The 15,285-nt window shown below is 72.8% G+C and carries 10 protein-coding genes and 1 pseudogene; 8 read left to right on the forward strand and 3 right to left on the reverse strand.

The window, feature by feature from the left end; translation table 11 throughout:
• The first annotated feature begins 26 nt into the window (after positions 1 to 26).
• Positions 27 to 749, forward strand: a complete 723-nt coding sequence (locus MXD60_RS21550; protein ID WP_248821149.1) for a class I SAM-dependent methyltransferase — start codon at positions 27 to 29, stop codon at positions 747 to 749.
• Positions 746 to 1,843 carry an iron-containing redox enzyme family protein gene (locus MXD60_RS21555; RefSeq protein ID WP_248821150.1) on the forward strand — a complete coding sequence of 366 codons (1,098 nt, stop codon included), beginning with the start codon at positions 746 to 748 and terminating at the stop codon, positions 1,841 to 1,843. The genes MXD60_RS21550 and MXD60_RS21555 overlap by 4 nt, the downstream gene beginning before the upstream one ends.
• A gap of 28 nt (positions 1,844 to 1,871) precedes the next feature.
• On the opposite strand, the gene MXD60_RS21560 is transcribed toward MXD60_RS21555, so the two are convergent.
• Positions 1,872 to 2,843 (reverse strand): aldo/keto reductase, encoded by a 972-nt coding sequence (locus tag MXD60_RS21560; RefSeq protein ID WP_248821151.1) that lies wholly within the window; start codon positions 2,841 to 2,843, stop codon positions 1,872 to 1,874.
• A 396-nt stretch (positions 2,844 to 3,239) separates the two neighbouring features.
• Here MXD60_RS21560 and MXD60_RS30455 point away from each other — a divergent pair.
• Positions 3,240 to 3,290, forward strand: a pseudogene (locus MXD60_RS30455) (hypothetical protein); the annotation flags it as partial.
• Between the two features lie 219 nt (positions 3,291 to 3,509).
• On the opposite strand, the gene MXD60_RS21565 reads toward MXD60_RS30455, so the two are convergent.
• Positions 3,510 to 4,427 (reverse strand): alpha/beta fold hydrolase, encoded by a 918-nt coding sequence (locus MXD60_RS21565; RefSeq protein ID WP_248821158.1) that lies wholly within the window; start codon positions 4,425 to 4,427, stop codon positions 3,510 to 3,512.
• 665 nt (positions 4,428 to 5,092) lie between these two features.
• Between MXD60_RS21565 and MXD60_RS30460 the strand changes: the two genes are divergently transcribed.
• Both MXD60_RS30460 and MXD60_RS21570 read left to right on the forward strand, forming a co-directional pair.
• The gene (locus MXD60_RS30460; RefSeq protein WP_308222557.1) at positions 5,093 to 5,506 is read left to right on the forward strand and encodes a hypothetical protein; all 414 of its coding nucleotides are present in this window, start codon (positions 5,093 to 5,095) and stop codon (positions 5,504 to 5,506) included.
• Positions 5,506 to 6,183: a hypothetical protein gene (locus tag MXD60_RS21570; protein WP_308222558.1), complete on the forward strand. Its 678-nt coding sequence runs from the start codon at positions 5,506 to 5,508 to the stop codon at positions 6,181 to 6,183. The genes MXD60_RS30460 and MXD60_RS21570 overlap by 1 nt, the downstream gene beginning before the upstream one ends.
• Before the next feature lie 840 nt (positions 6,184 to 7,023).
• Here MXD60_RS21570 and MXD60_RS21575 read toward each other — a convergent pair.
• Positions 7,024 to 7,182, reverse strand: a complete 159-nt coding sequence (locus MXD60_RS21575; RefSeq protein ID WP_248821152.1) for a hypothetical protein — start codon at positions 7,180 to 7,182, stop codon at positions 7,024 to 7,026.
• 539 nt (positions 7,183 to 7,721) lie between these two features.
• On the opposite strand from MXD60_RS21575, the gene MXD60_RS21580 reads away from it, so the two are divergent.
• From MXD60_RS21580 to MXD60_RS21590, 3 genes are all read left to right on the forward strand, one after another.
• Complete coding sequence (locus MXD60_RS21580; RefSeq protein WP_248821153.1) at positions 7,722 to 9,083, forward strand: NsdA family TPR-like regulatory protein; 1,362 nt, start codon at positions 7,722 to 7,724, stop codon at positions 9,081 to 9,083.
• Complete coding sequence (locus MXD60_RS21585) at positions 9,080 to 9,688, forward strand: GNAT family N-acetyltransferase (RefSeq protein ID WP_248821154.1); 609 nt, start codon at positions 9,080 to 9,082, stop codon at positions 9,686 to 9,688. Before MXD60_RS21580 ends, MXD60_RS21585 begins: the two co-directional genes overlap by 4 nt.
• Before the next feature lie 1,336 nt (positions 9,689 to 11,024).
• Positions 11,025 to 15,285 (forward strand): type I polyketide synthase (locus tag MXD60_RS21590; RefSeq protein WP_248821155.1); only part of this gene is annotated, 4,261 nt, incomplete at its 3' end.

The raw sequence follows: 15,285 nt of genomic DNA on the forward strand, positions 1-15,285 counted from the left end.
ACAGCCCCGATCCGCGGGGAGGTTCCATGACCTTCTACGACCCGGTCGAGTCGGCCTTCTACTCCTGGTGCGTCGAGCGGCTGCTGACGTCGGCGGACCTGCGGCCGTACACCGCGCGGGGCGTCGTCGAACTGGGCGCGGGCAGCGGTCGACCACTGATCGACGCGGTGCGTCGCGCGGAGTCGACGAGCCGGATCCGCGGCTTCGAGCACGACCCGCAGGCCTATCGCACGGCGCGGCGGATGATCGACCTGAAAGGCCCCGCCACCTACACCGTCGAACTCGGCGACTTCTTCGCACATGCCGAAACCGCCCCGGAACGGTGCGTCATCGCCAATCCGCCGTATCTGCCGGCGCGCGGCCCGGGCCCCGACCTGTACGGCGGCCGGGACGGCGCGGAGGTGACCTGCCGGCTGCTCGGCGGCCGCTTCGACCTGGTCATGCTCATGGTCTCCTCGATCGCCGACCCGCTCGGCGTCCTCGCACAGGCCGCCGCCCGCGGCTACCGCCTGGTGGACTGGTCTGCCCGGCCGATCCGGTTCGGCCGGCACTGCCGCCAGCCCGCGGTGTGGAACCGCATCCAGGCCCTGGCCGCCGCCGGGGAGGCCTTCTACGGGCCGGACGAGTACCTGCTCGCCGGCATCACCTGGCTGCGCGACGACGGTGCCGTCGCCGACACCGTGCCCGGGGCGGACCCGGCGGTCCTCGCCCAGGTCCTGTGCGCCGGCAACGGCGCGGTGGCCGCATGACGACAGCCCAGCCCTCCCCCGCCCAGCCCTCCCCCAGGCCGGCAGCCGTCGCCTACGGTGCGGTGCTCAGCCCCGCCGAGCTGGCTCCGCGGGCGCTGCCCCGGCCACGCGGGACACTCAGCGCCTTCCTCGCGGACACCCTGCGGGGCCCGGTTCGCGATCTGGCGGACCCGCCCGGCCCGGACGACGACGCCCTGTTCGGCGAGGACGGCGCCCTCGCCCTCCACTGCCTGTACGAGCTGCACTACCGCGGGTTCGCCGACGTCGCGGACGGCTGGGAATGGGAGCCGTCCCTGCTGCGGTTGCGCCGTGACCTTGAGGAGGACTTCGACGCCCGACTGCGCCAGGAGATCACCGCGGCGGGCCTCGCGGCACCGGCACCGGCACCGGCCGGGCGGGCGGGCGCGGCGTGGATCGGCGACGCGCTACGGGACCTCGTCGACGCGCCGGGCGGACCGTCGGTGTCGCGCCACCTCGCCGACCGCGGCTCACTCGAGGAGTTCCGCGAGTTCGTGATCCACCGGTCGCTGCTCCAGCTCAAGGAGGCCGATCCGCACTCGTGGGCGATCCCGCGACTACGCGGCGCGGCGAAGGCGGCCCTGATCGAGATCCAGACCGACGAGTACGGCGACGGCGTCCAACGCGACATGCACCAGACACTGTTCGGCCTGACCATGCGCGCCCTCGACCTGGACCCCGCCTACGGCGCCTATGTCGACCGGGTGCCGGCGGCAACGCTCGCCACCGGCAACCTCCCCACCTACTTCGGGCTGCACCGGGCGCACCGCGGCGCGCTCGTCGGCCACCTGGCCGTGTTCGAGATGACGTCGGTGACGCCGATGAGCGCCTACAGCGCGGCGCTTCGCCGCCATGGCCTGCCGCCGGCGGCACGGCTGTTCTTCGACACGCACGTCGTCGCCGACGTCCATCACCGGAGCGTCGCCGCCGACAGCCTCGCCGGCGGGCTGGTCCGCGAGGAGCCGGAACTCGCCGCCGACCTGCTGTTCGGCGCCCGGGCGGCGATGGTGCTGGAAGACCACGCCGCCCGGCCCATCCTCGCCGCCTGGGAAGCCGGCGTCTCCTCGCTGCGCTGAGCGGTCTCGTCCCGACCGGCGACCGGGGCTATCCGAAGCCGGCGACCGGGTGCGGGGTGTAGGGCTTCTCGAGCTGGGCAGCCTCGTCGTCGGTCAGCGTGAGGTCCAGCGCGGCGATCGCGTCGTCGAGGTGGGCGAGCTTCGTCGCGCCGACGATCGGCGCGGCCACACCGGGCCGGCGCAGCACCCAGGCGAGAGCGACCCGGGCAGGCGAGACGGCGCGCTCGGCGGCGAGGCGGGCGACCTCGTCGACGATCTGCCGGTCCGACTCCGGGTAGAGCGTGCGGCCGAACTGGTCGGACGCGCCGCGGGCGGTCGTCGCGTCCCAGGGACGAGTGAGCCGGCCGCGGGCGAGCGGGCTCCACGGGATCACGCCGACGCCCTGGTCCGCGCACAGCGGGAGCATCTCCCGCTCCTCCTCGCGATAGATCAGGTTGTAGTGGTTCTGCATGGTCGCGAACCGGGTCCAGCCGTGCGCGTCGGCGAGGAACAGCGCCTTGGCGAACTGCCAGCCGTGCATGGAGGACGCGCCGATGTAGCGGGCCTTGCCGGCCTTCACCACGTCGTGCAGCGCCTCGAGGGTCTCCTCGATCGGGGAACCCGGGTCGAACCGGTGGATCTGGTAAAGATCGACGTAGTCGGTGCCGAGGCGGCGCAGGCTCGCGTCGATCTCCGCGAAGATCGCCTTGCGGGACAGTCCGGCGCCGTTCGGGCCGGGGCGCATCCGCCCGTGCACCTTGGTCGCGAGCACGATCTCGTCGCGGTCGGCGTACCTGGCCAGCGCCCGGCCGGTGATCTCCTCGCTGCTGCCGTCGGAGTACACGTTCGCCGTGTCGAAGAAGTTGATGCCGGCCTCGATCGCCCGGCGAAAGAACGGCTGCGACGCGTCCTCGTCGAGAGACCAGTCATGGTTGCCACGCCGGGGATCGCCATAGCTCATACAGCCAAGACAGATGCGGGAGACGTCCAGGCCGGTCGAGCCGAGCTTCACGTACTGCACCGTGCCACCTCCTCTGGCCCACATCGGACCCGACCACCGTATGGCACCCAGGTCCCACCCGGACGACCCGGCGAACGCCGCGCGCGGGTCCGTCCTCCAGACCGCCGTCCTCCAGACCGCCGTCCTCCAGACCGCCGTCCGCCAGACCGCCGTCCGGCGGGCGACATCGCGCCGGACCCGCTCACAGCGATCACACAGGAGCGGCACAGCCGGCTCGCAACCGCTCGACCGACCGTGTGTTCATGACACCGCTGCAGGCCAGCCCGCCGACACCGGCCAGCTCGAACGCCACCGCCAGCTCGACCCTGACCACACCCGGCCCCACGACGGCACCGTCCGGCCGGCGCGACCAGCGCGGCGCAGCTCGAACTCGCCACCGGCAAGGCGGTCATCGCGATCGACGGCTGGGACGGCACCGACCCGGCGCCGACCCTGACGCAGTTCCAGCAGTGGGTCGCCGAAGGCGGCATCCACTACTTCATCTCCGGCGGCGGAACGGGCGGCGCCCGCGGTGGCGCGGGCTGCTGGACGACCCGCCTTCGCCGTGGCGCAGTCGGTCAGCCGCTCTCCCTGGAAGAGCGAGCGACGCCGGTCGGCGACGGGGCGGAGGCACCCGGCGAATGGTCGCCGGGCGGGGACGGGGCGGCCCGGGCGGGGGCATCGAGCTCAGGCGGGGGCGAAACCGCTGATCAGGCGGGTGAGTTCCAGTGGCTGGTCGCTCTGCACGGCGTGGCCCGCCCCGGCGACGATCTCGACGCGCACCGAGGGCATGCGCCGGCGGAACTCGTCGACATCCTCATCCCGGACGTACCGGGACTCACCGCCACGAACCAGCAGCGTCGGTGCCGTGATGACATCGACGTCGGCCCACAGGCCACTCATGTCCGACCAGTCCGGCGTGCTCGGTGGGCGCGGGCCGAACAGGTCGTAGCGCCACGCCCAGTGGCCGTCGGGCAGCCGGTGGGCGTTGTGCCGCACGCCGCGACGGACCCCGGCGGGGGCCCGGTTGGGGCTCAACGCGATCGCCGCGTCGGCCATCGCCTCGAACGACGGGTAGGTCGGCGGACCGCTGACCAGCGCCACCGCGCCGCGCTGCGCCGTCGTCATCGTCCGGTTCGGGTCGGTGACGCCCGGGGTGACATCCACGACCACCAGCCGGCGGCACAGCTCGGGGTGCGTCGCGGCGAGGCGGATCGCCGTCGCGCCGCCGAGCGACATGCCGACGACGGTGGCCGCGGCGGGGGCGATGGACGGCAGCACCGCGCCGAGCGCCTCGGCGTTGCGCCATGGACCGTAGTCGCGATCGGCGCGCCAGGACGAGTGGCCGTGACCGGGCAGGTCGACAGCCACCGCCGGGCGTCCGAGCGCCAGCGCGACGTAGTCCCAGGTGTGCGCGTTCTGCGCGCCGCCGTGCAGGAACACCAGCTCGGGTTCGGCGTGGCCCCAGCGGATATAGCTGAGGCGGCCGCCGTCCGGCAGATCGGCGTAGCCGCGGCCGACGTCCGGCCGGCCGGCGAACGGCAGGCCCAGCTCCTCGGCGTTGCCGCGCAGCAGACCGAACTCGTCATAGTCATCCGCCGCCAGGGCAGCTGTCTCGTCGCTGGCCGTCCTGGCGGTGGTTGTCTCGCCGGCGGTCGTCTGGTCGGTGGCCGTCTCGCCGGTGGGCGTGTTGTCGGTGGGCGTGTTGTCGGTGGGCGTGTTGTCGGTGGCCACGTCGCCTCGCTCCCGTCGCGCCTGGGGGGCGGGTCGCCCGCGGGTGGCGGGGCCCGGATACGCGACATCGTGCCGTCGCGCCCGGGAGGCCCGTTCGGGAGGGTGCCGCCCGCGGACACCCCGGATATCCCTTGTGTCCAGGCAGCACTGTAGGACGCGGGTACGAGCCGTGTCCTTCCGATCTCGGCGCCGGACCTCACGGTCGCAACGCCGGCTCCGGCGGCGACCGCGGCCGGGCCGGCCTCGCCGCTGCCCGCCCGCAGCACCGGGCCGTCACCGACGGTGCGGGTGGCCGGGGCCATGCATGGGAGGCGGCCAACCTGGCTCTTCCACAGGGCTTCCAGGCCGATTTATCCCTGCGGAAGAGTCAGGAGGCGTCCCTCCCGTGCAGTCGGCGCCGGTTCGCGGCGAGGCATCCCCGGCTCGGGGCCCGGGCGGTCAGGGCGGTCAGGGCGGGCGGAGCTGGGCGGATGGGAATACCGACCGGCGCAAAGTTGTCAGTCTCGCTGATTAACTACCTGACCTGAGCTCGGTCGTTGGGCGCGGCGGGGCGCAGCGCGGGACCGACGGCCGAGCCCGGCGCCCGCGTCGTCCCGGGACCGGCCGTCGTCACGAGACCAGCCCTCGGTGACCGGCCGGGCACGTCCGCCCGATGCCGCCCAGGGCACCGGTCCGCCGGGGCACCGGTCCGCCGGGGCTGCGGTGCCGGGCTCCGGATCCGGGCGTTCTCCGCCGGCAACGCCGCGATCCCGCTCTCCTCGATCGCCCGCGGCGGCCTGGAGTTCATGCTGATCATCTGGTTGCAGGGCATCCGGCTGCCGCTGCACGGCTACGACTACGTCGACACGCCGCTGTGGGCCGGGATCTACCTGCTGCCGCTGACGGTCGGGTTCTGCTTCTCAACGGGATCGGTTCCGGCCTGTTCTCCGCGCCGAACACCACGGCGGTGATGAACGCCGTGCCCGCCGCCACCCGCGGCGGCGCGTCCGGGATGCGCGCGACCTTCATGAACTCCGTACAGGTGCTCTCCATCGGCCTGTTCTTCTCCCTGATGATCGCCGGTCTGGCGTCGACGCTGCCGGCGTCACTGCACGACGGGCTCAACGCGCGGGGCGTGCCCGTAGGCGTCACCGATCGGGTGGCCAACCTGCCGCCGGTCGGCAGCCTGTTCGCCGCGTTCCTCGACTACAACCCGATGCAGAACCTGCTCGGCGACGACACCCTGAGCCGCCTGCCCGCCGCCGACGCGCAGGAGATCATCGGCGAGGAGTTCTTTCCACACCTGATCTCCTCACCGTTCCACCACGGGTTGATCATCGTGTTCTCGCTGGCGATCGGCATGTCCCTGGTTGCCGCGCTGGCGTCGCTGCTGCGCGGCGGACGCTATGTGCACATCGAGGCTGAGCGTTTCGAGGCTGGGCGTTTCGAGGCTGGGCGTTTCGAGGCTGGGCGTTTCGAGGCTGGACGCGTCGAGGAGGTGTCCGCCGCCGCGCCGACCAGCCTTACCGATCCCGCCGAGGCGCTCCCCCTCAACGATGCCGATCCGATCAGCGCACCGGCTCCCCGGGAGGAAGCCGGCGCGGCGACCGGACTCGGCGGGGAAAGGCCATCCGGACGAGGACGATGACCGACGGCGCCCACACTTTCCCATCGGCCAGACAACAGGCCAGCAGTGCCCGCGCCGGCCGCCCCGAGCCGGCGCCGGCATCGGTGGACTTATCGGTTCGACAGTGCGACACTTCGCCACCGATCGCCGGCCCCAGTACAGACGATCACCGATATCCCGATCGGTGTTAGGCCCGAGGATCTGCGCCACATCGCGCCAGAATCAACACGGCCCATCGCTTTTATCGATGCAGCCACAACGGATCTTCAGGTGTCGTCCGTGGTGCGTCGACGCATGGGACTCGGCGGGTAATTCAGCCCGACGGTAATGCGTCCACACACCCGGCGGTTCCGCCGGTCCGCTGCCCGGCGCCACCCCGCCCGCCGCTCGCCGCCCGGAATTCGACGCTTGTGATCCGGCCGATGTGACCGGACGGTCAGTACGACCCCCAGCCGGGCGGGGCCGACGGGTGAACCGCCGAACCGCCGAGCGCCGCCGGCGGCGGCGAGCCGGGCCCCGAAGCCCGGAATCCCGCTGGAGCTGGGCATTTCTCGGGAATCCCGGCCGCACCGGCGCGGCCCGGCCGCAGCCGGGTCGCGCCCTGGCCGCGGCGCCGAGGCGGTCCGCCGGCCGACCCGGCCGCCCGGTCGTCGCCGGCACGGTCCTGGGACGGCGGCAGGCAACCCCTCCCGGGGGCACCTGTAGTTATTTCGGACCACCGAGGTGCCTGCCCGTCCGGGCCCTCTCTGCCATCCGATCGGACTCTGGCGCAATCGATCGGCCTGCGGTTGACCGAACAGCCGCGGCGGAGTAGCGCCGACGAGCACATTTACCTCACCCTTCGAGGTTGAATCCTTACCTTCAGTGCGCGTCGACCGCCCGGCACGACACGATCCGATAGCTAGCGATGTCGGTGAGTGATCGCGCGTGCTCTGTCGCAGCCTCAGCGGTCGCCCAACCCACCAGATTCTCAATCTGGTTGCCCTCCTCGTCGAACACCGAGATCGAGAAGTCCAGCACCCGCGAAGCCCCCGGCGGGACCCAGTGCCGGCCGGGCCGGCGGACAGGAAGGCCCGTCGGGGGTACCCGAACGGGGGTGGCATGGGGGCCACGTCCGATCAGTAGGCACGCCGTTGACCGACTGTCGATGTGGCGTCGATAGCGGGACCAAGGTCCCGAGACCGCATCGCTGTGCGCCGGATTCGCCGGAATGTCCCCCCCATCCCGGGTAGTCCGCTGCGGAGCGAAGACGGACACCTCGCCGTCCATCCCAGAAGATGTGGCGTGCACGACTTCGGCCTTGCCGAGGGACGTAGATACGGAGCTGGGTATTCCAGCAGAAGGGCTCGGTGGTGTCACGAAACCTCCTCGAAACAATGCGACCGGATCACCGGTGAAGCGGGGGCACTCCCGCGGTATTCACCCGGTTGGCCCGGGTGCGCCTCGACTGGTGTCATGGCACACTTCGCCGCAGCTCGGCGACAGACTGCAACATGAGGGTGCTTGTCCCGCAACGGCTCGTTGCACCCCCCGACACAGATGCGGCTGGGAGGTTCACGGTGGAGGCTGAACGGCAACGCAATGATTCGCTGGACGAGCTGGCGACGATGCTCCAGTCGCTGATCGACGACAACAGGACCAACATCAGCAGGCTGGCCGAAAGGACCGGCTTCAAGCGTCAGCAGGTTTCCCGAGCGGTGAATGGAAGGGAGGTGCCATCGCCAGATCTCTCGGACGCACTGGACGTCGTTCTCCCCTGCGGGGGAGAGATTCGGCGGCTGCGTGACGCCGCCGATCGAGAGAAGCGGGCACGACGCCTGGGTGTCGTACCACCCATGAGAAGACCAGTAGATGAATACGTGCCTGCACCAAAGGAAATCACGATGGCCGATGGTGTAAGGACCATAGACCAAGAGGTGATTTCCACGAACCGGCGAGAGTTTGCCGCCCTGCCGGCGTTGCCTGCCCTGTCCGCGCTGGCGGCCTCCACCCGGCAACGGATCGAGACCGGCAGTGCCTCGGACCGCACGCTCGACGAGCTGGAGTCCGACGTCGACGAGATCGCCCAGATCTACGGCTCGGCCCCGCACTTCGCCCTCCTCGGCGAGGTTGCCGGACGCTGGAAGCAGATCGAGTCGATCCTCGACGGCAGGATGTCGGCCGGCACCAGGAACCGCGTCACGATGCTCGGCGGTCAGCTGACCTACTTCCTCGGTCGGCTCGCCTTCAACACGAACGACTTCCGCTCCGCGCGCCGTTTCGCCGGCCTGGCTGGAACCTACGCGCACGAGATCGGCGAGCCGGTCCTCATTCTTTCGGTCGCGGCCCTGCAGAGCTCGATCGCCTATCACACGCAGCGCTACCGGCAGGCCATCGCCGCGCTCAATGTAGTGCAGCACGTGAGCCATCCGTACATGGATGCGCGAATGGCCGCCTACGAGGCGCGGGCGTATGCGAAGATGGGCGACGAGGATGCTGCCCGGAGTTCCCTCAACCGCATGGAGGCAGCGGCCTGCTCGATGGCGCCGATGCCCGGGGAGACGCCAGTCGGCCCGGCGGCGGTGGCGATGTTCCGATCTGGCGTCGCGGTCAACATGGGCGATGTCGACATGGCGCACGAGTGGGCACCGATCGCCATCTCCGGTTACCAGCGCAAGGGCGGCGACTACACCGTCGAGGAATCGCAGCACGCCTACATGTCGTACGCCTCGACGTTCCTCATCGGCCGGGATCCGGAACCCGAGGAGGCCGCGCGGGTCGGGATGGACGTCATCCGCACCGCGCCGGACGAACTGACGCATACTGTTAAGGCGAGGCTGCGGCAGTGCGCATCAAGCTTTGCCCCGGCCCACCATCGGATCCCTGCGGTGGCGTCCTTCCTCGAGGCCTGCCGCACGCTCCCGGCAGGCGGCCCAGGATGACATCGACAAAAACTACGGATGGTGTAATACCGACAATCACCACAGAACGTCTGGTTCTGCGCGCGTTGGAGAACGGCGACGTCCCGGGTTTCGCGGCCATCTGGTCGGATCCCGAGTTCACCCGCTACATCGGCGGGCGTTGCGATCTGGACAGCGTGTGGCATGCGATGGCCAGCAACATCGGCTGTTGGGCACTGACCGGGGTCGGCCCATGGGCTGTTGTGGAACGAGCCACCGGTGAGCTGGTCGGCCGCGCCGGCCTGTGGACCGAGCCGGGCTGGCCGGGCATCGAGGCGGTCTGGTTCATCCGCCGGGACCGCTGGCGCCGCGGCTACGCCCGCGAGGCGGGCACGGCCGCCATCAGCTGGGCCTTCGCCCACCAGCCCCAGCTCACCGAGGTCATCTCGGTGATCCTGCCGGACAACCTGCCGTCCATCGGCGTCGCGGAACGGCTTGGCCTGACGCAGGCCCGCACCCAACTCCTGCACGGCGAGCCGCACGCCGTGTACGCGATCAGCCGGGCGGCCTGGTACGACCGGCTGGCCGGCGCGGTCCCGCGCCGCACCGGTGGCATCCCCGTCGATGCCGCGAGCAACGCCCGCTGACCACCCGGGACACGCACCACCGCACCGCCTGCACCACCCGCACCGCCTGTACCCCTCGCACAGCCCAGCACCACGGGCGCCACGCAGCCCGACGGGCGACCACCCAGCACGACGGGCACAGGCCAGGACCACGGACACAGGCCAGCACCACGGACACGGCCCGGCACCACCGCGTGCTACCGCTCCGCGCGCCGCACGAGGCAGCAGTCGGGCAGGACGCGGCCGACGGTCACCGATCGACCGCGTCCTGCCCGACCGCTACCGTGCGTTAACCTGGGCCTCACCATCCGGCCCGGGCCGCCCACTCTCGCCGCGGCGATCCCGGCGGTTGCCGTCGACCCGACCGCCCCGAATCGGAGCGACCGACAGAACGCCCCACACCGGCGTTCGCTCCAGCCCCGGCCGCCGTCGCGCGCCGGCCCCCGTATCCGGCGCCGGCTGCTGTGCGAGCCATTCACCGGGTATCCGCGCCGGTCCGTCTGTTCGATTCGCGCGGCCACGAGCATGATGACCGGGTCGCCGGGATCTGGACCGTCGACCGCATATCCACGACGCGCACGACACCGCCGGCGCGAGCTGACCGACCGGGCTGCTCGATCGAGCCCCCTTCCCTGCCCGGCATGCGTTTGACTGCCGCGAAGCGCTGGATATTTCCGGCCGGTCCGCCACCCCCGTTTTCCGGCCTGTCCCAACGCCGGGACGGACATCTCCCGTCACATCGCAATGGTTCCGGCCGACGAGCCGAGTCGCGACTTTCTTCTCGGCCTCGGCCTCGGGCGGCGGCCTCGGGCGGCGGCCGGCCGTGCGCCGCGCGGTCCGCTGCCCGGCGAGCTGACCGGTGCCGCGTCACCGCGGTCGGGCCCGACCGCCGGCCTCACCCCAGGCTGTCCTGCGGTCCCTCGACACCGACACCGACACCGACACCGACGCCGACGCCCGCCGGGCGCCCCCGGGCCGGGCCTGTCCGGCTCCGTCGACCTGCGGCCGGGGTGACCCGCGCCGACCATTTTGCGACCTTCCCGGCGGGTGATTCGGAATTCGGCGCCGGCCGGCGCCCGGTGCCCTCCCGGTCGTCAGCCTGATGTGAATGGCCCCGCCATGCCGGTTATCCACATGTCGTCGCGGCGGGTGCGCGAGAAAGGCCCACCGGACGGCGGAAATCAGCGCGGACCGTTCGGTCCATTATTGCGCAGATATGCGACATCGCCGGAGAAACGCCCTTCGGTTTCGGCGTTCCAGGATAGGAACCAGCGTGGTAGACATGGGTTCGCCGCGATCGGGGGTGAGTAATTCCGGTCATTCGCCGCCGCTGAGATACCGTCGGGAGAAGGTTCCTATGCCCAAGCCAGCCGAAATCCTGGACTCACCTCCGGAGCGGGCCATCATGAATGCGGATATGTGGCGCGGCCGACTGGCCGGCATGTCCAGTGCCACCCAGACGGATCTTCTTCTTGACCTGCTCGACGCCGAGCTGACCAGGTCGGTCGGGGCCACCGACAGTGATGGCGGCGCGCGCGGCAACCGCCACGCTCCGTGGCGTCGTCTGGGGATCTACCGGCACACCGCCGACCGCCTGCGCGAGGGGCTGACCCGGGCGGTCGGGCTGCGCCTGCCCGCCACGGTGTTCTTCGACCAGCCCACACCCGCGTCCCTGGTGGCGCATCTGCTGCGGGAGCTGCTCGGCGTCGACGAGCAGGCCCACATCCCGGCCGCCCAGGGGCTGACCACCGCCGTCGGCGCGGACTCGATCGCCATCGTCGGGATGGCCTGCCGGTTGCCCGGTGGGATCGACTCGCCGGAGGCGCTGTGGGCGATGGTGCGCGAGGGCCGGGAGGCTCTTGGCGGGCTGCCCGACGACCGCGGGTGGGACCTGGCCGGGCTCTACAACCCGGACCCGGACAATCCGGGCACCTCCTACACCCGCCACGGCGGGTTTCTGCCGGGTATCGACCGGTTCGACGCGGGCTTCTTCGGAATCAGTCCGCGCGAGGCCGGCGCGGTCGACCCGCAGCAGCGGTTGATGCTGGAGATCTCCTGGGAAGCGCTCGAACGCGCCGGACTCGACCCGCGGACGCTGCGCGGCAGCCGTACCGGGGTGTTCACCGGGGTGTCGCTGCAGGACTATGGCCCGGCCTGGGCCCAGGCGCCGCAGGACATGCAGGGCCAGATGCTGACCGGCAACGCCTCGGGCATCATCGCCGGGCGGGTGTCCTACACCTTCGGCTTCGAGGGGCCGGCGCTGTGCGTCGACACCCAGTGCTCCGCGTCGCTGGTGGCCGTGCACCTCGCCGGGCAGTCGCTGCGCACCGGCGAGAGCGACCTGGCACTGGCCGGCGGGGTGACGGTCATGTCGAGCCCGGGCATGCTCATCGAGTTCAGCCGCAAGCGCGGCCTCGCCGCAGATGGCCGCTGCAAGGCGTTCGGCGCCGACGCGGACGGCACCGGCTGGGCCGACGGCGCGACCGTGCTGCTACTCGAACGGCTTTCCGACGCGCGGCGCAACAACCATCCCGTCCTGGCCCTCGTGCGCGGCTCGGCGGTCAACGCCGACGGCGCCACCAACGGGATGACCGCCCCCAACGGGAACTCCCAGCAGCGCCTGATCCGCCAGGCCCTGGCCAACGCCGGGCTGCGCCCCGCCGACGTCGACGCGGTGGAGGCGCACGGCACCGGCACCGTCCTCGGCGACCCGATCGAGGCCCAGGCGATCCAGGCCACCTACGGCCGGTCCCGCCCGGCGCGCCGGCCGCTCTACCTCGGCTCGCTGAAGTCGAACATCGGCCACGCGATGGCCGCCGCCGGCGTCGCCGGTGTGATCAAGTCGGTGCAGGCCCTGGCCGGCGAGACGCTGCCGGCGACCCTGCACGTCGAGGAGCCGACCCCGCACGTCGACTGGTCCGAGGGCACCGTCCACCTGCTCACCGACCCCGTCCCCTGGCCGCGCCAGACCGGCCGGACGCGGCGGATCGCCGTGTCGGCGTTCGGAATCAGCGGGACGAACGCGCACCTCATCCTCGAGGAGGCACCGCACGGGCCGCTCGACCAGCTGCCGCGGCCACGGCCCGCGCGGGCCGGGAGCCCCTCGGCCGATCCGCTGGCCACCCACCTGGCCACCGACACCGCCTCGGCCGACCTGCCCCCGCCCGACCTCGACGTCCTGCCCCGCGACACGTTCTCCGGCGAGGCAGCCGCGCCGCTGCCGATGGTCCTGTCCGGACGGACCGGGGGTGCGCTGCGGGCCGCGGCCGGGCGCCTGCGCGACCATCTCGCCGGCGATCCGGGCCTCGACCTCGCGGACATGGCCTTCAGCCTGGCGGGGCGGTCCCGCTTCGAGCACCGCGCGACCATCGTCATCGGCGCCGAAGCGCCCCACGAGCGGCTCGCGAAGGCGCTGTCCGCGCTGGCCGCCGGGCGCGCCGCGCGCGGGCTCGCGCAGGGCACGGTGCGCGCCGCCGTCGCCCAGGGCCGGCTCGCGCTGCTGTTCACCGGGCAGGGCAGCCAACGCCCGGGGATGGGTCGGGACCTGTACGACGCCTACCCGGTGTTCGCCGAGGCGCTCGACGAGATCTGCACGCGCTTCGACCCGCACCTGGACCGGCCGCTGCGGCGGGTCATGTTCGCCGCCGCCCCGGACGACGCCGAGGCCCTGAGCCGCACCGAATACACCCAGCCGGCCCTGTTCGCCTTCGAGACCGCCCTGTTCCGGCTCGTCACCGCCTGGGGGCTCACCCCGGGGCTGCTCGCCGGCCACTCCATCGGCGAACTGGTCGCCGCGCACGTCGCGGGCGTCTGGACCCTCGACGACGCCGTCACGATGGTCTCCGCGCGAGGCCGGCTGATGCAGTCCTGCCGGCCCGGCGGAGCGATGATCTCGATCCGGGCCGGGGCGGAGGCTGTCGCCGCGTCACTGGACGGCCTCGCCGGCCAGGTCGAGATCGCGACGGTCAACGGGCCGGAGGCCACCGTCATCGCCGGGGACGCCGACCTCGCCGAACGGGTCGCCGCGGGCTGGCAGGAACGGGGCATCGCCACCCGCCGGCTCACCGTGAGCCACGCCTTCCACTCCCCGCACATGGACGACATGCTCGCCGAGTTCCGCGAGATCGCCGCGGGGGTCGCCTACCAGGAACCGACCATCCCGATCGTGTCGACGCTGACGGGCCGGCTCGACCCGGCCGAGCTGATCACCCCGGAGCACTGGGTGCGCCATGTGCGCCAGCCCGTCCGCTTCGACGTCGGCGCCCGCAGCCTGCGCGCCGCCGGCGCCGGCGCCTACCTGGAGCTCGGCCCCGACGCCGTGCTCACCGCCCTGCTCCCGGCCTGCCTCGCCGCGGGCGACGCGACGACCGACGCGGCCGACGCGGCCGGTGCCGGCGGTGCCGACGGTGCCGACGGTGCCGGCGACGCGCCGACCACCACGCCAGGCGGCGGGCTCGGCGACGGCGAGGCGCCGGTTGCCGCCGCGGCGACGCGGGGGCCTCGGCCCGAGGCGGAGGCCCTGCTCAGCGCGCTCGCCGAGCTCGACGTCCACGGGGTGGCGGTCGACTGGCGCGCCGCGGGGGCCGGCGCGGGCCGCCTCGTCGAGCGGCCGACCTACCCGTTCCCGCGCCGCCGGCACTGGCTCGACCCCGCCGTCACGATCCCCGCGCCGCGCGGCGGGGGCCGGCCCGGCGCCGACGATCCGGCCGGCTGGTGCTACCGCACCGTCTGGCGCCCGTTGCCCGACGCGGCCCACACCGCGGCCGTCTCCGCCCAGGCTGCGGTCCCACCGCCGCTGTCCGGTGCCTGGCCGGTGCTGGTCCCGGCGGCCGGCCTCGACGAGGCGACGCTGACCCGGCTCACCTGGCTGATCGCCCGTCTGGGCGGCCAGCCTGTCACGGGCCGGCTCGGCGGCGCCGCCGCCGACCGCGCGCGGCTCGCCCCCCTCCTCGCCGCCGCCGCGCCGGACCCGGCCGTCCCGATCGGCGCCGTGGTGTCCCTGCTCGGCCTCGACACCACGGCACACGCCGACCATCCCGCGCTGACCACCGGGTTCGCCCTCACCGTCGCCCTCGCCCAGGCGTTGGGCGACGCCGACGTCGCCGCGCCGCTGTGGCTCGTCACCCGCGGCGCCGTCAGCACCGGCGCGCAGGATCCGGTGACCAGCCCCGAGCAGGCGATGCTCTGGGGGCTGGGCCGCACCCTGGCGCTGGAACGGCCCCGTGGGTTCGGCGGTCTGCTCGACCTGCCCACCGAACTCGACGACGAGTCCCTGGGCTGGTTCGCCACGGCCCTGACCGCGCCGGGCGGGGAGGACCAGGTCGCGGCCCGCACGGCGAACCTGTTCGTACCCCGCCTGGTCCGCGCCGGCAAGGCCGGCCCGGACCACGCCGGTGATGCCACCCCGGCCCACACCGACGGCGTCGGCGGCGCGGGCACCGCCGTCGCGTGGCATCCCGGCAGCACGGTGCTGATCACCGGCGGGACCGGCGCGCTCGGCGCCCGCACCGCCCGCCACCTCGCCGCCCGCGGCGTCGAGCGGCTCGTCCTCGCCGGGCGTCGCGGGGGCGGCGCCGCGGGCGGGGGCGCGCGGGGGGCCGCGCGCGGCGCGCCCGGCG

It is taken from the genome of Frankia sp. AgB32 (genome assembly GCF_023243045.1).
Lineage (GTDB): Bacteria > Actinomycetota > Actinomycetes > Frankiales > Frankiaceae > Frankia.

Excerpts from the sequence above, each read along its gene's own strand:
- MXD60_RS21570 (WP_308222558.1), top strand. The coding sequence starts at position 5,506 with ATGAACGCCGTGCCCGCCGCCACCCGCGGCGGCGCGTCCGGGATGCGC.
- MXD60_RS21550 (WP_248821149.1), top strand. The coding sequence starts at position 27 with ATGACCTTCTACGACCCGGTCGAGTCGGCCTTCTACTCCTGGTGCGTC.
- MXD60_RS21555 (WP_248821150.1), top strand. The coding sequence starts at position 746 with ATGACGACAGCCCAGCCCTCCCCCGCCCAGCCCTCCCCCAGGCCGGCA.
- MXD60_RS21585 (WP_248821154.1), top strand. The coding sequence starts at position 9,080 with ATGACATCGACAAAAACTACGGATGGTGTAATACCGACAATCACCACA.